This window comes from Polaromonas sp. P1_F1, assembly GCF_056405795.1.
In genome coordinates this window covers 371,157-389,042 of record NZ_JBFUBJ010000002.1, presented here as the reverse complement: position 1 = coordinate 389,042, position 17,886 = coordinate 371,157, and the positions used below count along the sequence as shown (strand labels likewise).

At 62.5% G+C, this 17,886-nt stretch carries 15 protein-coding genes; 9 read left to right on the top strand and 6 right to left on the bottom strand.

Going from position 1 to position 17,886, the window contains the following annotated elements; genetic code table 11:
- Positions 1-40: 40 nt before the first annotated feature.
- Complete coding sequence (locus AC1DZE_RS07965) at positions 41-2,266, top strand: DNA/RNA non-specific endonuclease (protein ID WP_477669178.1); 2,226 nt, start codon at positions 41-43, stop codon at positions 2,264-2,266.
- Positions 2,267-2,298: 32 nt separating this feature from the next.
- Here the strand turns inward: AC1DZE_RS07965 and AC1DZE_RS07960 are convergent, their stop codons facing one another.
- Together AC1DZE_RS07960 and AC1DZE_RS07955 are read right to left on the bottom strand one after the other, a co-directional pair.
- On the bottom strand, positions 2,299-4,002 hold the full coding sequence (locus tag AC1DZE_RS07960) for a thiamine pyrophosphate-binding protein (protein ID WP_477669177.1): 1,704 nt from the start codon (positions 4,000-4,002) through the stop codon (positions 2,299-2,301).
- Between the two features lie 161 nt (positions 4,003-4,163).
- Complete coding sequence (locus AC1DZE_RS07955; protein WP_477669176.1) at positions 4,164-4,472, bottom strand: hypothetical protein; 309 nt, start codon at positions 4,470-4,472, stop codon at positions 4,164-4,166.
- 145 nt (positions 4,473-4,617) lie between these two features.
- On the opposite strand from AC1DZE_RS07955, the gene AC1DZE_RS07950 reads away from it, so the two are divergent.
- From AC1DZE_RS07950 to AC1DZE_RS07915, 8 genes are all read left to right on the top strand, one after another.
- On the top strand, positions 4,618-5,268 hold the full coding sequence (locus tag AC1DZE_RS07950; protein WP_477669175.1) for a TetR/AcrR family transcriptional regulator: 651 nt from the start codon (positions 4,618-4,620) through the stop codon (positions 5,266-5,268).
- A 160-nt stretch (positions 5,269-5,428) separates the two neighbouring features.
- Positions 5,429-6,409, top strand: a complete 981-nt coding sequence (locus AC1DZE_RS07945) for a Bug family tripartite tricarboxylate transporter substrate binding protein (RefSeq protein WP_477699934.1) — start codon at positions 5,429-5,431, stop codon at positions 6,407-6,409.
- A gap of 93 nt (positions 6,410-6,502) precedes the next feature.
- Entirely contained in the window at positions 6,503-7,666 is a 1,164-nt protein-coding gene (locus AC1DZE_RS07940; RefSeq protein ID WP_477671858.1) for a Gfo/Idh/MocA family protein, read from the top strand.
- Between the two features lie 63 nt (positions 7,667-7,729).
- Positions 7,730-8,911 (top strand): dihydrodipicolinate synthase family protein, encoded by a 1,182-nt coding sequence (locus AC1DZE_RS07935; RefSeq protein WP_477671857.1) that lies wholly within the window; start codon positions 7,730-7,732, stop codon positions 8,909-8,911.
- A gap of 153 nt (positions 8,912-9,064) precedes the next feature.
- Positions 9,065-10,030: a Bug family tripartite tricarboxylate transporter substrate binding protein gene (locus AC1DZE_RS07930; RefSeq protein ID WP_477699933.1), complete on the top strand. Its 966-nt coding sequence runs from the start codon at positions 9,065-9,067 to the stop codon at positions 10,028-10,030.
- Between the two features lie 11 nt (positions 10,031-10,041).
- Complete coding sequence (locus AC1DZE_RS07925) at positions 10,042-10,743, top strand: SDR family NAD(P)-dependent oxidoreductase (RefSeq protein ID WP_477671855.1); 702 nt, start codon at positions 10,042-10,044, stop codon at positions 10,741-10,743.
- Between the two features lie 4 nt (positions 10,744-10,747).
- Complete coding sequence (locus AC1DZE_RS07920; protein WP_477669169.1) at positions 10,748-11,638, top strand: NAD(P)-dependent oxidoreductase; 891 nt, start codon at positions 10,748-10,750, stop codon at positions 11,636-11,638.
- Between the two features lie 32 nt (positions 11,639-11,670).
- Complete coding sequence (locus AC1DZE_RS07915) at positions 11,671-12,549, top strand: sugar phosphate isomerase/epimerase family protein (RefSeq protein ID WP_477671854.1); 879 nt, start codon at positions 11,671-11,673, stop codon at positions 12,547-12,549.
- A gap of 33 nt (positions 12,550-12,582) precedes the next feature.
- Here the strand turns inward: AC1DZE_RS07915 and phnD are convergent, their stop codons facing one another.
- From phnD to AC1DZE_RS07895, 4 genes are all read right to left on the bottom strand, one after another.
- Entirely contained in the window at positions 12,583-13,587 is a 1,005-nt protein-coding gene (gene phnD, locus AC1DZE_RS07910; protein WP_477669167.1) for a phosphate/phosphite/phosphonate ABC transporter substrate-binding protein, read from the bottom strand.
- 13 nt (positions 13,588-13,600) lie between these two features.
- Positions 13,601-14,647 carry an ABC transporter ATP-binding protein gene (locus AC1DZE_RS07905; RefSeq protein ID WP_477669166.1) on the bottom strand — a complete coding sequence of 349 codons (1,047 nt, stop codon included), beginning with the start codon at positions 14,645-14,647 and terminating at the stop codon, positions 13,601-13,603.
- Between the two features lie 108 nt (positions 14,648-14,755).
- The gene (locus AC1DZE_RS07900; protein ID WP_477669165.1) at positions 14,756-15,457 is read right to left on the bottom strand and encodes an HAD family hydrolase; all 702 of its coding nucleotides are present in this window, start codon (positions 15,455-15,457) and stop codon (positions 14,756-14,758) included.
- 154 nt (positions 15,458-15,611) lie between these two features.
- A complete protein-coding gene (locus AC1DZE_RS07895; protein ID WP_477669164.1) occupies positions 15,612-17,816 on the bottom strand; it encodes an ABC transporter permease in 2,205 nt (734 codons plus the stop codon).
- Between the last annotated feature and the right edge of the window lie 70 nt (positions 17,817-17,886).

The following is a 17,886-nucleotide window of genomic DNA, read 5'->3' as shown; positions in this document are numbered from 1 at the left end:
CCCGAATTCTGCAGGCCGAAGGCCGGCGAAGGAACAAGAAATGGGACAGACACTCGGAGCGGTCAAGACGAGGCAACAGGGCATCCTGACGGATGCGGCCCGGCGTTGGGAAGAACGCATGAAGCAGCGCGAAACCGGCCTTGAAAAAATCCGGAACCAGGGCCCGGGCGCCGCCGACACACCCAAGCGCCAAGCGGAATGGACAGCCCGCCAATTGACCAGGGCCGCGGGCGGCTTTCCCCTTTTCCCCGAGCGTGTCATTGGTGCGTGGAATCCCGTGGAATACGCGCCCAGCGTCCAGGCCTCGGACGCCGCGAAACCCGTGGCCCGCATCGTCCAGCAGCGCAGCGCCAGCCATACGCCCATCGGCGTGGCCACGGGCCTGTTGATCGGGTTCGACCTGCTACTGACGAATCATCACGTGTTTCCTTCAAAGATTGACGTCGACGGCCACGCGGCGAATTTTTTCTACGTGCGCGATGAGTACGGCATCAACAACGGCAAGTACTACGACTTCGATCCAGACCGTTTCTTTGTTACCGACCCGGCCCTCGACTTCACCATCGTGGCGGTGCAGCCCCGCAGCCGCGAGAGCGACCAGATTGCCTCATGCGGCTGGACGCGGCTGATCGAGGCAACGGGCAAGGTGTTGACGGGCGCTCCGGTCAATATCATCCAGCACCCCGCCGGCGGGCCGCGGGCCTTCGCCATCAGCGACAACAAGTTGATGGACATCCTGCCCACCGGCTTTCTTCACTATGAGACGGACACGCGGCCGGGCTCCTCCGGCTCCCCGGTCTACAACACAGACTGGGAACTGGTGGCGCTGCACCACTGCGGCGTGCCGGCGATGCGGGACGGCCGGATCCTGGACAAACGGGGCGCCCCCTGGGACCCGGAGTCGCAAAGCGACGACGACATCCAGTGGATCGCCAATGAGGGCGCGCGCGTCAGTTTCATCGTTGAAAGGCTTAAATCCATGTCGATTCCAGAATCCATGCGCATGATCGCCCGGCAATTGCTGGCGACCACGGCAGACCCGCTCACCGGCACAGAGAGCGTGCCGGCCGGCACCGCCTCGTCATCCCTCTTACCTCTCGCCTCACGGCCCGGAGGCGGCAACACCTTCAATTTCTCGGGGCCAGTAACCCTGCACGTCTATGGCGGGCAGGCGCTTCAGCCCGGCGTGCCTGCCGCCGCTGCACCCGTGTCGGTGCCTGCACCCGCGGCGCCCGCGCAAGTTCGTTTGCCTGATGGTTCCGGTGCGCCTTCGGCGGATGGCCTCTTCACCGCCTTTCAGGAAAAATCCCTGGTTTTCGACGAGAACTACGCGGGCCGCAAGGGATACAACCCGAAATTCCTCGGCCAGGAGGTTCCTGCCCCTGTGGCCCAGTCGCGATGGGATGGTGCCCTCTATTCGGTTGCCGATTATGAGGAATTCAATGCCGGTGTGGACGACGTGCCCGCAGTGAAGACAGGCCACCTGGCGCCGGCCGATCCGCTACCGCTTGACTACCACCACTTTTCCCTCGTAATGCACAAGCCGACACGCATGTGTCTGTGGACCGCCTCAAACTACGACTACCGCCCCAAATCGCGCACGGACCCGCGGAAGCGGGCGGATTTCGGAGGGGAAAACTGGCGAGAAGACCCGCGGCTGCCGCTGGAATACCAGCTGCTCAACAAGGACGTCTACGGCCCGGCCAAACGGATTGACCGCGGGCACATTGTCCGCCGCGAAGACAACTGCTGGGGCGCCGACGCGGACGAAACCGAATTCGCGAACGCCGACAGCTACCACTGGCCCAACTGCACGCCGCAGCATGAGGCCTTCAACCAGGAGAACCCCAATGACCGCAGCGGCCAGCGCGTCTATGAAGGCGGGGTGGTCGGTATCTGGGGCCAGTTTGAGCGCCTGCTCACCGACCAGGTTCAGGAGTCGGGCGGGCGCGCCGTGCTGTTCGCGGGGCCGGTGCTCACCGAATTTTTCGAGTCCAAAAACTGGGGAACCGGCAAGGTCAAAATCCCCAAAAAATTCTGGAAGGTCGTGGTCGTGCCCGAATCGCAAAAACGCGGCGCGAAGCTGCTGGCCTATGGTTTCGTCTTCAGTCAGGAAAAACCGATCAGGCAGTTCGGCGACACCTATGAGTCGATAGACATGCCGGCCTTCGAACGCAACCAGGTCGCCATCGCGGATATCGAGGAACTGGCCGGCTTGAAGTTCGACCCCAAAATCGTCGCCGCGGATCAGTACGCAGGCCAGTAGCTATCCGGCAGCGGCCCGCATTGCTGCAATGGTTACGGCGCCTTGGCCAGAGCGTTTTGCGTAATCGCCGACAAGGTGCCACGCGTGGTGATGACTTCCGGATCCAGCGTGACCTCAATCACCGTGCCCTCCTTGCGAGCCAGCGCCGCAAGCAATTCCGCCTCAAACTCCGCGGTGCGCGTGATGCGCACGCCGGCGTAACCGTAGGCTCGCGCCAGCGCCGCAAAATCCGGATTGTTCAGGCTTGAACCACTTTGGTGTGTTGGATACTCCCGCTCCTGGTGCATGCGGATCGTGCCGTACATGCCGTTGTTGAGCAGCACGATGATGCTTTTGGCGCCGTGCTGCACGGCAGTGGCCAGCTCCTGGCCGTTCATCAAAAAGTCGCCGTCACCCGCGATGGTGAAAGCCATCCGTCCTGTCGTGATGGCCGCAGCAATACCGGCCGGCACGCCATAACCCATCGCGCCCACGGTGGGCGCCAGCTGCGTCTTGTGGCCTTTGACGAGACCGTGATGCCGAAAGAAACGATGCACCCAGCTGGCAAAGTTGCCGGCGCCGTTGGTCAGCACTGCATCCGCCGGCAGGTGCTTTTGCAGCATGCCGACGATGGCGGGCATGTCGATATCACCCGGCAGGTTCGCGGAAGGTGTCGGCTTGAGGTTTTCCAGGTAGTCCTCGTTCGCGGATGTGGTCCAGGCTTCCCAGGCCACAGACACCGGCGCCGTGAGGACCTCCAGCGATCGCGCAGCCGCGTTCATGGTGGCATTGATGGCCAGATCGGCCTGGTAGACGCGGTTGAGCTCCTCGGCGCTCGAATGGATATGCACCAGCTTTTGCTTGGGCCGGGGCGCCTCCAGCAACGTGTAAGTACCGGTCGTCATCTCACCCAGGCGCGGGCCGATGGCGATGATCAGGTCGCTGGCCTTCACGCGTGCGGCCAGCTTCGGGTTCAGGCCGATACCCACGTCGCCCGCGTAGAGCGGATGGTGGTTGTCAAAGGTGTCCTGGAAGCGAAAGGCATTGCCCACCGGCAACTTCCAGTTTTCGGCAAAGCGTTGCAGCGCCTGCGCCGACTGCGGCGTCCAGCCGCCGCCACCGGCGATAACGAGCGGGCGCTCGGACTTGAGCAGCATCTCGCGCAGCGTACGCAGTGAGCCCGGGTCGCTCCAGGCCTGCACGGCCTCCACACGCGGCAGCGGCTGCGCGGCCGTCATGCGCGTCAGCATGTCTTCAGGCAAGACCAGCACCACGGGGCCAGGCCGGCCGTTCATGGCGGTAGCGAAGGCACGCGCCACATATTCGGGGATGCGGTCGGCCTCATCGATGCGCTCCACCCTCTTGGCAAAGCCCTTGGTGCTGGGCCCGAAGAAACTGGCGTAGTCCACCTCCTGGAAGGCTTCACGGTCGCGGCAGTCGCTGGCCACGTCCCCCACCAGCAGCACCATGGGGGTTGAATCCTGGAAGGCCGTGTGCACGCCGATGGACGCATTGGTGGCGCCCGGCCCGCGCGTGACCATGCACACGCCCGGCCGCCCTGTCAGCTTGCCGTGCGCCTCGGCCATGAAGGCCGCGCCGCCCTCTTGCCGGCAAGTGACGAACTGAATCTTGTCCTGACGCGCATGCAGGCCGTCAAGCACCGCCAGGTAGCTTTCACCGGGAACGCCAAACGCATGGGTAACGCCTTGGGCCAGAAGGCAATCGACGAGAAGGTGGCCAGCGAGTTGGGAATTCATGAAGCCTATTGTGCCGCTGGAACAGACACTGGCGCAGCGACTGAATATGGGGCTCTTCAATCAAGCAGGGGCCGCGGAACCGGCTTTTGCCGGGCCGCAGGCGCCGCCCCCTTGAGGGGGGAACAGGCTACACGCAGTGAGCCTGGACGGGGGTGGAACAATTATTCAGGCGTAGCCGCGTCGCCATCGCCGCCGCCAGCCTCGAGGGCTTGTCGCGCCAGCTCTTCGTCACTCAGCGGTGGCGCTCCTTCAAGGGCCCTGAGTTCTTCGAGAAACTCTTCCGTGGGCTGCTCGTGTTCGAGCAGCACCTCTTCGAGCTTCTGCCGGCCGGTCTCTATATGCACCGAGGGAGAATGCAGTTCGGATGGCGGTACCGGAAATTTTTCGCCCAGTTCAAATTTGAGCGCCTCGGCCTTCTGGTCTACCCAGTTTGCGAAGTCGCCATCTTTCGGCGTGTCTGAATTGTTCATGGCCATCTCCTTTGCCTCAAGGGCACCGGCGCGGGCGGCCGGTACCTGCTTCATTATGGAGGTACCCTTGGCCGCTGTCTGTCATCCAATAACGATGCCGTTCGGGTATTCTTGCTTTAATTCACCAAATAGTTAAATTCTCGCCATGCCGACCCCTAAAACAAAGCCCGCCGAACCCCGTTCACGCGATGCCGACCGCTCCCAACTGGCCATCCTGCTGGCGGCCCGCGACGAGTTCGCGCAACACGGCCTGGGCGGTGCGCGGGTAGACAGGATAGCCGAGCGCGCCGACGTCAACAAACGCCTGATTTACTACTACTTCAAGAGCAAGGACGAACTCTTCCTGGCGGTGCTGGAAAACGCCTATGCCGACATCCGCGCCGCGGAAACAGAACTGCATCTGCGCGACATGGATCCGGCGCAAGCCATCCGCCGGCTCACGGAATTCACCTGGGAATACTACATTGCCCATCCGGAGTTTTTGACGCTTCTTAACAGTGAAAACCTGCATCAGGGGCGGCATCTGGCCATGTCCAGCCGCGTGCAGGAAATGAACTCGCCGCTGGTCCAGACGCTGGCGGAAATCCTGGAGCGCGGGCGCGCAGACGGGCTGTTTCGCGGCGGCATCGACCCGGTACAGCTTTACGTATCCATCGCCGGAATGTCGTATTTCTACCTGTCGAACAACCACACGTTGTCGGCCATCTTCGGGCGCGATCTCATGACGCCCAAAGCCCGCCATGAGCGGCTCTCGCACATGTGCGAAGTCATCCTAGGGTATGTCCTTAGAAACTGATCCTGAGCGGTCATTGACGCAGCGACGAGGCCATTTTTACAATTCGTAATTCACTTAATGGTGAATTACGAGTAAACTGCATTCCGGTACCCCAATAACACCGGCGGCATGCACAGGTCTTTCGCAGTCCTTCAATGACCCCTTTCAGGAGACAAAGCACATGAAATTCACACGTCGCGCAGCACTGGCCAGCCTCACCTGCATGGCGGCGCTGTCACCCCTGGTGGCCAGCGCCCAGGGCGCCTACCCCAACAAGCCCATTCGTGTCATCGTGCCTTTTGCCGCAGGCAGCACCACCGACATCATTGCCCGCGCCATCACCGACAAGATGAGCCAGAGCATGGGCCAGACGCTCGTGATCGACAACCGCGGCGGCGCCAGCGGCACCATCGGCCAGCAGGCCGTGGCCACGGCCGCGCCGGACGGCTACACCATCATGATCCACTCGTCCTCGCACACGGTCAGCCCCTCGACCTTCGCCAAGCTGCCTTTCGACACCATGGGTGACTTCACGGGTGTGACGCCGATCTCGAGCACGCCCAATGTGCTGGTCATGTCGCCGTCGAAAAACATCAAGACGCTGCAGGAACTGCTGGCCGCGGCGCGCGCCAAACCCGGCAGCATGAACTTCGCCTCGGCCGGCCAGGGCAGCGCCACCCACTTGAATGCCGAAAAATTCAAGCTCGCCGCCAAAATCGAAGCCACCAACATTCCCTTCAAGGGATCTGGCGAAGCGGTGACCGAAGTCATGTCCGGCCGCGTCGACTACTACTTCTCGCCGATCGCACCTGTCATCGGCCAGATCAAGAACGGCCAGCTCGTGGCTCTCGCGGTCGGTTCACCCAAACGCGCCAGCGCCCTGCCCCAGGTTCCCACCACGGCGGAAGCCGGCGTTCCGGGTTCAGAGTTCAACTTCTGGATCGGCATGATGGCCCCCGCGAAAACACCGCGCGACATCGTCAACCGCCTGCACGACGAAGTGATCAAAGCCCTGAACACGTCCGAAGTCAAGGAACGCTTCGCCGCCCTGGGCGCCGACGCCTGGACACTCTCGCCCGAGCAGTTCGACGCCTACATCAAGGACGAGATCAAGAGCAATGCCGTACTGGTCAAAGCTGCCGGCCTTCAGCCCACCCAGTAACTTCCGCCCAGTTCCCCGCAGCGTCCCTCCTTCCAATACCCGTGGCCGGGCCAAGGTGAGGCCGCCGCATTTTTCACCTCCTCAAAGGATCCCATGGCTACTCAACGACTAGGAATCATCATGCACGGCGTCACCGGACGCATGGGCATGAACCAGCATCTGATCCGCTCCATCGTCGCGATCCGCAAACAGGGCGGCGTCACGCTCTCCAACGGCGACAAGGTGATGCCCGACCCGATCCTGATCGGCCGCAACGCCGAAAAAATCGAAGCCCTGGCCAAAGCCCATGGCCTCGCGCGTTGGGGCACCGACCTCGACGAGGCGCTGAAGAACAAGGACGACACCATCTTCTTCGACGCCGGCACCACACAGATGCGCCCGACCCTGCTGGCCAAGGCCATTCGCACCGGCAAGCACGTCTACTGCGAAAAGCCGATTGCCACCAACCTCAACGAGGCCGTCGAGATCGCCCGCCTGGCTGAAAAATCGGGTCTGAAACACGGCGCCGTGCAAGACAAGCTCTTCCTGCCCGGCCTGCGCAAGCTCGACATGCTGCGCCGCGCCGGTTTCTTCGGCAAGATGCTGTCGGTGCGGCTTGAGTTCGGCTACTGGGTCTTCGAAGGCGACCTGCAGCCTATCCAGCGCCCGAGCTGGAACTACCGCACCGAAGACGGCGGCGGCATGATCCTGGACATGATGTGCCACTGGCGCTACGTGTTGGACAACCTGTTCGGCGAGGTCAAGTCGATCTCCTGTATTGGTGCCACCCACATTCCCGAGCGCTGGGACGAGGCTGGCAAGCCCTACAAGGCGACCGCCGACGACGCGGCTTACGCCACCGCCGAACTCATCGGCCACAGCGGCGAGCCGGTGATTGCCCAGATGAACATGTCCTGGGCCACCCGCGTGAACCGCGGAGACCTGGTCACCTTCCACGTCGACGGCACGCATGGCTCGGCCGTTGCGGGCCTCTCCTCCTGCAAGGCCCAGTCGCGCGTCAACACGCCGCGCCCGGTCTGGAACCCGGACGAGAAGCAGACGATGAATTTCTCTGACCAGTGGCAGGAAGTGCCGGACACCCAGACCTACGACAACGGCTTCAAGATCCAGTGGGAGCACTTCATCCGCCATGTGGTGGAAAACGAGCCCTACAAATGGACGCTGCCCGAAGGCGCCAAAGGCGTGCAGCTGGTCGAAGCCGCGCTCGAAAGCTGGAAAGAACGCCGCTGGGTGGACGTTCCAGCGCTACAAGTTTGATAGCTGCTCGCGCCCATCAGATAAGGGCTACAGGCACATTTTTCATACAGAAAAGGTAGATTCATGGCTTTAACCCTTTCCCTGCCTGTCGCCGCGGGCGGCCTGCGGCCTTACACGCTGCAAGGCCGCACACCGGTGAAGCCCGCACCGGGCGTCAAATTCAACCGCATCGCCTATTCGGCAGCTCACGTGGTGGCCGACCCATTGGCCGCAGTGGATCCCTGGGTCAACTGCGCGATCGACTGGGACACGACCATCGCCTACCGCCGTCACCTGTGGTCGCTGGGCCTGGGTGTGGCCGAAGCGATGGACACGGCGCAGCGCGGCATGGGCCTGGACTGGCCGACCTCGCTGGAGCTGATCCACCGTTCGCTCGATGCCGCCAAAGACGTGCCGGGCGCACTGGTGGCTTCAGGCTGCGGCACCGACCACCTGGTGCTGGAAAACGTCAAGAGCGTCGATGAAGTCATCGCCGGCTACGAAGAGCAGATGGCCGCGATTGAAAAGCTCGGCGGCAAGCTGATCGTGATGGCCAGCCGCGCGCTAGCGCGCGTCGCCAAATCGCCGGCCGACTATGAGCGCGTCTACGACCGCATCCTGAGGCAGGCAAAACAACCGGTGGTGCTGCACTGGCTGGGAGACATGTTCGACCCTGCACTGGCTGGCTACTGGGGCAGCGGCAATGTCGAAAAAGCCATGGACACGGCCCTTGGCATCATCAACGCCCACCCCGACAAGGTCGACGGCATCAAGATCTCGCTGCTCGACAAGGACAAGGAAATCGCGATGCGCCGCAGATTGCCCACGGGCGTTCGCATGTACACAGGCGACGACTTCAACTATGCCGAGCTGATTGCCGGTGACGGTTTCGGGAAGGAAGCGATGCACGGCCAGAGTGATGCGCTGCTGGGCATCTTCGACGCCATCGCACCGGCCGCCAGCGCCGCGCTGGGCGAGCTCGCGCAAGGCAATGTCGAGAAATTCCACGCCATCCTCGGCCCCACGGTGCCGCTGTCGCGACACATTTTTGCCGCGCCCACGCGTTTTTACAAAACTGGCGTCGTCTTCATGGCCTGGCTTAACGGCCACCAGAAGCACTTCACGATGGTCGGCGGGCAACAGAGCACGCGTTCGCTGCAGCACTTCGCCGAACTGTTCCGCTTGGCCGATGCCGCCAACCTGCTTGAACAACCGGACTTGGCGACCCAGCGCATGAAGACGCTACTGGCGCTACACGGCATGTAATGGCTCCCCCCGTTGCCGGCTCACTGCGTGTAGCGGCCTCCCCCCTCAAGGGGGCGGCGCTGGCGGCCCGGCAAAGCCGGTTCCGCGGCGCCCGCTTGAAATGTTACCGAGCGCTTCCACTCAAATCGCTGAATAAATTTAACAGGAGACAACATGAAGACACGCACTTTCCTCAAGGCCAGCCTGGCCGCCGGCCTCGCAGCCGTCGCCTTCGGCGCCGCAGCGCAGGCTTATCCCAGCCGCCCGGTCAAGGTCATCATTCCCTTCCCGCCCGGCGGCACGCTGGATGCGGTGGGCCGGCAGCTGGCGCAAAAACTCGGTGAGCAGATGGGCCAGCCCTTTGTGGTGGAAAACCGTGCGGGCGGCAACGGCACCATCGGTGCGCACGTGGTCGCGCAGGCGCCAGCAGACGGCTATACCCTGCTCTTCAATGCCTCTACTTTCACCACCGCACCCATGACGATGAAGTCGGTGCCTTACGGTGTGGTGAAAGACTTTACGCCCGTCTCGCTGGTTGCCAAGGCGCCCTTGTCGATTGCCATCAACAAGAACCTGCCGATCACCGACGTGAAGTCGCTGATTGCCCACGCCAAGGCCAACCCCGGCAAGATGACGTTTGCGGTCGGCTCCATCGGGTCGGCCGGCCACCTGTCAACCGAACTGCTCAAACGCGCCGGCGGCATCGAATACACCGTGGTGCCCTACAAGGGCACGGCGCCGGCTTTCCAGGATTTGATCGGCGGCCAGATCGACGGCTTCATCGACCCCATCCTTGGCTCGCTGCAGTACCACAAGAGCGGCCTGTTGCGCGTCGTTGCCATCACCGGCGACAAGCGCGTGCCCAACCTGCCTGATGTGCCAACCGTGGCCGAGACGATTCCCGGCTACGAGTTTTACAGCTGGTACGGACTGTGGGGCCCGGCAAAATTGCCGGCAGACATCACGCAGAAACTCAACGCCGAAACCAACAAGGCGCTCGCCAGCGACATGCGTGAAAAGCTCCTCCAGCAAGGCCTGGTGCTGACACCCGGCACGCCCGAAGACTTCGCGAAGTTCCAGAGCAGTGACATGGCTCGCTCGCAGAAGATCATCACGGACGGCAACATCCGTGTCGAATAACATGCACAACCATGGTCACTGAAGATGTGAAACGCGCCCTGGTCACGGGCAGCAGCTCAGGCATCGGCCTGGCCATTGCGCAAGCCCTGCTGGACCAGGGTTGGGACGTGGTCGGCCTGGACCTGGCGCCTGCGCGCATTGTGCATCCGGCGTTTTCGTCCACCGAAGTCAATCTGTGCAATACCGAAACCACGGAGCGCGCCGTGCGTGCGGCTGGTGGGGTGCAGGCGCTCATCCACGCCGCCGGCGTGCTGCGCGTGGGCCAGCTTGGTGCGCTGCGCAACGAAGATTCAGCGCTGATGTGGCAGCTTCACGTGGATGCTGTCACGCGCATCGCCAACCTCGTGGTTCCCGCCATGGCGCAGGCTGGCGCAGGCCGTGTGGTGCTGGTCGGAAGCCGCGTGGCGCGCGGCATGGCGGGCCGCAGCCAGTATGCGGCCACCAAGGCCGCGCTGGTGGCGCTGGCGCGCAGCTGGGCTGCTGAAACCGTGGCTTCGGGTGTCACCGTCAATGTGGTGTCCCCGGCCGCCACCGAAACAGCCATGCTTGCCGACCCGGCGCGAACGACGGTCCCGCCGAAGCTGCCGCCGCTGGGCCGGCTGATCCAGCCGCGGGAGATCGCCGCGCTGGTCACCTTCCTGCTCTCACCCGACGCCGCGGCCATCACCGGCCAGGAGATCCAGATCTGCGGAGGCGCGTCGCTTGCGGCGTGAAGGCATGGCCGCAAACGCTGTCGGCATTGTCGGTCTGGGCCTCGTCGGCACCGCGCTGGCGCAGCGCCTGATGGCCGCCGGCTTCCAGGTCACCGGCTTCGACCTGCGCGAAGAAGCCCGCGCGGCCCTCACCGCCCAAGGCGGCCGCGCTGCCGGCACCCTGGCCGAAGTTGCCAATGCGGCTTCCTGCATGGTTCTGGCCGTCTTCAATACCGACGATGTGCTCAAGGTGGTCGAAGGGCCGGGTGGCCTGCTGTCCGTTTTCGGCGTTCGCAGCATCATCGACTGCTCCACCGGCACACCTCACGAACTCGAAGCCCTGGCCGCGCGGCTCGCAGCACGCGGCATCAACTTCATCGAAGCGCCGCTCTCGGGCTCCAGCCAGCAGATCGCCGCCGGTGAAGCCACCCTGCTGCTGGGTGGCGAGGCCGGGGCATTGCAGGCGTGCGAATCCGTTCTGGCCGCCATTTCAGACCAACGCATCCACGTCGGTGGCGCCGGCATGGGTGCCAAAGCCAAGCTGGCCACCAACCTGGTGCTAGGCCTGAACCGCGCAGTACTGGCCGAAGGCATGGTCTTCGCCGAAAACATGGGCATTCCCCCCGAGCAATTCCTGGCGCTGGTGCTGGCCAGCCCGGCCACGTCAGGCGCGGCCGAGGCCAAGGGCCGGATGATGGTGGACGGGGACTTTACGCCGCAGTCGCGCATCCACCAGCATCTCAAGGACGTCAGGCTGATGATTGACAGTGCCGCGGCCCAAGGCCAGAAACTGCCCTTGTCCGAAGCCCATGCAGCGCTGATGCGCGCAGCGATTGCCGCCGGCGATGGCGAGCTCGACAACGCGGCCATCATCCGCGAACTGCGCCGGCAGAAAACCGCGCCACCGTCCAACTGACTTCACTAAAACTACACCCCTACCTTTACCGCATGCGTAATTTTTCCCAGGACCACCGCTGGCTCTCCATCAACACCGCAACCGTGCGCAAAAGCCGCGGCGTCGAGCAGCCGCTGACCACCATCATCGAAGCCTGCGTGCAGCGCGGCATCAAGGCGATTTCGCCGTGGCGCGACCAGGTCGCGGCCGCCGGCCTGCCCGCTGTTTCGAAACTCGTCAAAAACCACGGGCTTGAACTCTCCGGCTACTGCCGCGGTGGCATGTTCCCCGCAGCCGACGCCGCCGGCCTGCAGGCTGCCCACGACGACAACCGCCGCGCCGTCGATGAAGCCTGCGAGCTCAAGGCCGCTTGCCTGGTGCTGGTGGTGGGCGGTTTACCCGGCGCATTGGCAGGGAAGGCGGCACACAAGGACCTGGCGCTGTCGCGCAGCCAGGTGAGCGACGGCATTGCCCAATTGCTCGAATACGCCAGAAGCTGCAACATGCCGCTGGCCATCGAACCGCTGCACCCCATGTATGCGGCAGACCGCGCCTGCATCAACACCATGGAGCACGCACTCGACGTCTGCGACGCGCTCGACCCCTCAAAGAGCGGCGCGCTCGGTGTGGCGGTGGACGTGTACCACGTGTGGTGGGACCCCAAACTGCAGCCGCAAATCGAACGGGCAGGCAAGGAGCGCCTGCTCGCCTTCCATACCTGTGACTGGCTGACGCCCACGGCCGATTTGCTGAACGACCGCGGCATGATGGGAGACGGTGTGATTGACATCCCGAAAATCCGCGGCTGGATGGAAGCGCAAGGGTTCGCGGGTTACAGCGAGGTGGAGATCTTTTCCACCAGCAACTGGTGGCAGCGCGAAACCGGCGAGGTGCTGGACACCTGCATTGCCCGGCACCGCAGCGCAGTGTAAACAGGCCTCTTCATTCTGCTGGCAGACGGGCTGCTAAACGACCATCTTGAGGCGGAGCTCCAGACGCGAACCTCGCTCTATGGCCTGCGCAATCCGGGCCTGCCGTTCAGTTGCAGAAAGTGTCTTGTCGTCGTTGATGGCCTGGCGGGTCTTGAACATTTCCAGGTCGGCAATAGGGATCAGTTGCCGGTTACTGGAAGACCGGAACCGGGACAAGCCGTTGACAGCCAGGAGGATGCGCTTTTCGCCAGGATCGCTCTCTGCAAACCCGACGACGAACTTCCGGATGGACGCCTTCAACGGGTCCGGCAGCGTTGCCTTCCAGAGCAATGGGGATTGCGGTATGAGGGGTGATTCCCAGATGACTTTTACCTCCCTGGCAAGGTCCGCAAAGTCGCGCTGAAAGAATGCAAGCTCTTCATTGTTGGCCGTCGCCACATCAATTTGCTTTTTCGATACCTTCAGCAGGTTTTGCTGGTGGCTCCCAGTCTCCACTGACTTGAAAATTTCCGCGGGCTTGCTCACGCCATTCTTGGAGAAAGCAAAATACAGCGGCACCAGATGCCCGGACGTACTCTTGGGATCGCCATCGCCAAAGCGCAGGCCGGAAGCATTTTCAATCAGCGGCTTGAGCGCCTCGATTTGCGAACTGCGATGGGTCACCAGGATCGATTTGTAGCCCACGCTGCCGTCCCCCGTGACCATCTGCGCAAAAACACCACCCGCGCCGGAGGCCACCACATCCAGAGCAGGAACATTGCCCATCCAGGCCAGATCTATTTCCCCACCAATGAAGGCGGTTACCAGCGCGCCCTGCGACTCATAGACACGCAGATCGATCGGACGGCGGATGGCCGCGCCCAGGAGTTTGACGAAGGGCTCCCAGCTCGCGCGGGTCTCCGCAGCCGCCCTGGGCGAGATCAAACCAAATGTCAGCATCGGCTCTGCAGCAGGCTGCGCCATCACTGGTGAAGCAAGCAGTGGCCCGGCGCACAGCCCGGCAAGGCCGTGGAGGACAATTCGACGTTGAAGGCTCATATCATTTTCTCCATCAGGCTGAAACAACAGAAACACCCCGTTCGGGCAGGTGAAGGGTTACGGCATCACCCTGGAACCAGTCGGATGCCGCGTCCGGGGACACGACGAAGATGGGGCCCAAGCTGGTGTCGACAGTGAACTCGCGGACACTACCCAAATAGGCTTTCTTGGAAACCACACCGGGCAAACCTTCATCTCCGGGCGGTGCAATCGTCCAGGCTTCAGGACGAATGGCCGCTTTCACCGCACCAGGCTCGACGGGATGCAGGGCTTTCACACGCAGCGCTCCCACCTGGATCCGGCCGTCCGCAAATGCCTCGCCGGGAAACAGCATGGCCTCACCCATGAATCCAGCAACAAATTCGCTGTTGGGACGCTCGTAAAGCTCCGACGGGGATCCTGCCTGGGCAATCACCCCCTGGTCCATGACAATGATCTGGTCGCTTACAGCGAGGGCCTCACTTTGGTCGTGGGTGACGTAAGCAACGGTCAGTCCGAGGCGCTGCTGCAACCCGCGGATTTCTTCACGCATGGAGCGCCTCAGCCGTGCATCCAGATTCGAGAGCGGCTCGTCAAACAGCAGTACGGACGGCTCCAGCACCAAGGCACGGGCGACGGCTACACGCTGCTGCTGCCCGCCGGACAGCTCACTGGGCAGCCGATCGTCATAGCCGGACAAACCGACCGCGGACATGGCGACCTGCGCGCGCTCAAGCAGCTCTTTGGCATGGACACCACTGACGCTCAAGCCATAACCCACGTTCTCCAGCACGCTCATATGCGGGAACAAGGCATAGCTCTGGAACACCATGCTGACGTTGCGTTCGGCGGGTCCGAGATGGGTCACGTCACGGCCGTCGATCAGGATTTGGCCCACACTGGGCGTCTCAAGCCCGGCAATCATGCGCAGGGTCGTGGTTTTTCCGCAGCCCGAAGGTCCCAGAATCGTCGTCAGCGTGCCTTTGGGAACGGTAAAACTGATTCCTTTGACCACCAAGGGCGATGGATCGCTCCCATAACGTTTTTGCACGTTCTTGAATTCAATGCCGAGTTGGCTCATGTGCAGACTTTCTTTGTTGATGTGAAAGAAAAAGAAGACAAAGAGGATAAAAATAGCAAGGTGAAAGCGATGCCGGCGGACAGCTGTTCCGCTGACGGCTTCTGCCCATCACGCAACCGCCGCATGGAGCTTTCCCAAAAAATCACTCGCGATAAGTTCGTTGTAGTCGCGCACGCTGGCAATCACGTGCGGCCCCGAGAGCTCTTCAGCGCTATGGCTGGTGCAAACCGCCACAGCCCGCATGCCGGCCCGCCGCGCGGCTTCTATGCCAAAGGGCGCATCTTCAAACACGACGCAGGCGGCGGCCGCAACCTCCATGCGTCGTGCAGCCTCCAGAAATATGGCGGGCTCGGGTTTCCCTGCCAGGCCTTCGTCGCCACCTACAACAGCATGAGGCGGGGACACCATGGCAAGCCCGGCCATCGCAAACGCGATGTTGTGCTGGTCACCCGCAGTTCCCACACCCACTTTGAACCCCCGCGCCATCGCCAGCCCGGCAAAGGCCTTGAAGCCCGCAACCTCGGCAAACACCGGCGCGAAGAGTTCTCGATAAATGGCTTCCTTTTCCGCAACCAGCAGCCGCGCCTCTGAAAGTTCAATGTCACGCTGGAATAACTGGTTCATGGACTCGGTGCCGGTGCGCCCGGTGGTGCGCCTGAGGATGTCAGCCAGCGCCATCTGGACGCCGTGCCGCCTCGCGAACTCGCTCCACGACCTGGCATGCCACGGCATGGAGTCGATCATGGTTCCATCCATGTCAAAGATCAGTGCGTCAGTTCCAGATGCACCGAGCGGGGCTTGTAGGGTCATCAGTTACTCCTGTCTCAAAGACGCTTTGATCAATGAAACGTTGAATCCGCCATAACGCCTGGCTATGCTTTTGAAATCAGTGCCTGCCTGAGTCATTGGTAAATATCCTTGTTGTACGCAAAAGGAGGCGGTCTGGAATGTCATTGACGGTGGACTACCGGTTGGCACCTACCGTGCGCCGCCCCAGCTTGCGTTCGCCAACAAGGAACTGGATCAATGCCGTGGCCATAGACATCAGGACGATCAGCACAGTGCAGTACGCCAGCGCCACGCCATAGTCGCCAGTTCCTACCCTGCCAATGATGTAAGTGGTGGCCAGCTCGTACTCGGCCGTCACCAGAAAAATGACGGCGGAAACCGTGGTCATCGAGCGCACGAAGCTGTAGACCAGTGCGGCAACAAGGGCCGGCTTGAGCAAAGGCAGCACCACGCGGCGCAAGGTGGTCAGGCTGCTGGCCCGCAGCATGACAGAGGCTTCGTCGAGGGACCGGTCCAGCTGCTTGAACGATGCCGTTCCGGCCCGAACCCCGACCGGCAGATTGCGAAACACAAAGCACAGGACAATGACCAGGCCGGTACCCGTCAGCTCCACCGGCGGCACGTTGAAAGCCAGGATGTAGCTGACACCCAGCACCGTGCCGGGAATGGCAAACGTCAACAAGGCGGAAAATTCAAACAGGGCCTTGCCCCTGAATTCGGTCCGCGCCAGCAACCAGGCGATCAGCAAGCCGATGCTCGCGCAAACCGGGGCCGCAATGGCCGAAAGCGTGATGGTATTGAACAGGGACGCCCAGGCAGTTCCTGCCCAAAGCAGGCCATGCTCACCCCATTGCATGTCAAACGCAGTTTTGAAGTGCATCAGGGTTAGCGTGTAATCGCGCCCCCAGACTTTGACGAACCCACCCGCGAAGGCGAAGAAATAGACCACCATCGTGAAGGCGAGCCAGGGGCCTGCGACCCAGGTGCACAGGCGGCGCACCCCTGTCGGCAGTGCCATGGGCACGCCGGCGTCGCCTTTGCCGGAAACGGTGGTGAAGCTGGTTTTACCCAGGATGCGCCGCTGCACGAAGAAGACCGTCAACGCAAACGTCGTCAGCACCAGGGCCAGGGCCGCGGCCATACCCTGGTCCAGTGACGCACCCACAATGGCAAAAAAGATTTCCGTTGAAAGGACTGCATAGCCGCTACCCAGAATGATGGGGTTGCCGAAATCGGAAATGCTTTCGATAAACCCCACCAGAAACGCATTGGCCAGGCCAGGCGCCAGAAGCGGCAGCGTGACGGTCAGGAAGGTTTTCATCCGGCTTGCGCGGAGGGTCTGCGCCGCCTCTTCCAGGGATGGGCTGATGCCCTGCACCACGCCACGCATGATCATGAAGGCAATGGGTGTGAAAGCAAACAGCTGCGCGAGCCAGACGCCAAATACACCATAGAACCAGCGGGTGGGCGTAACGCCGAAAGACCACTCCATCAACTGGTTGACGATGCCGGCGCGGCCAAACAGCAGGATCAAACCCAGGCCCACGACAAACGGTGGCGTGATGATGGGCAGCATGGCCAGGGCGTTCAGTGGTTTTTGCAGTCGCTTGCCGGCGCTGCGCTCGGCGATGAGCGCGATCATGGTTCCCAGCACGGTCGTGCCAGCCGCGGTCAGCAGCGCCAGGTACAAGGTGTTCCATGCCACGCCGCAACTGGTCCCGCCACCCAGGCACCCGACACCCCACACGCGCGCAGTACCGACCCGCTCCCACAAGGCCCCCAAGGCAAAGCCTCCGTCTTCGGCATAGAAGGCAGCGGACAAGGACTTGGCGACCGGAAACACCACAAACAGGCACAGCAGTGCCGCGCATCCCACGACCGCGGCGGCCACAAACACGTCGCCACGGAAATAGCCCAGACGCGCGATGCCGGATCCCAGCAGCATGACAAGACAGACCAGGACCACAAAACCGCCCCAGCCGATGCCAAATTGCCCCTGCGGGAGCGTGCCCAGAGCCGCATTGAGCCATTCATACGACCACCCCGTGGCCCCGATCATGAAACCGCTCACACCCAAACCCAGCAGGCCGGTTACGGCGCCTGCCACCAGCACAGCGCCCTGGCGCCTGCTGGCAGGCATCAAGGCGCCGCATCCCGCCACCAGCAGACCGGCCACGCCGGTCCAGAGCCAGTCCCGGCCATGCATGGCAGCCTGCGTCAGCCCGTTGGCCGTCACAGGTTCGGTAAAAAGCCTGGGCAAGGCAAAGAGCAGCGAGCCACTTTGCAGGTAGTACCACGGCAGCGCCAGGTAAGCGGCTAAGCCGATGAGCACCCAGACGTAAATCGTCCGCTGGGTTCGTTCAGTGAATTGGACTGGCATGGGAGTGGCAAAAATAGTGGCAAAGATTCGAGCTGGATCGGCAGCTCTTTAGATTGAAGGTTGTCAGCGT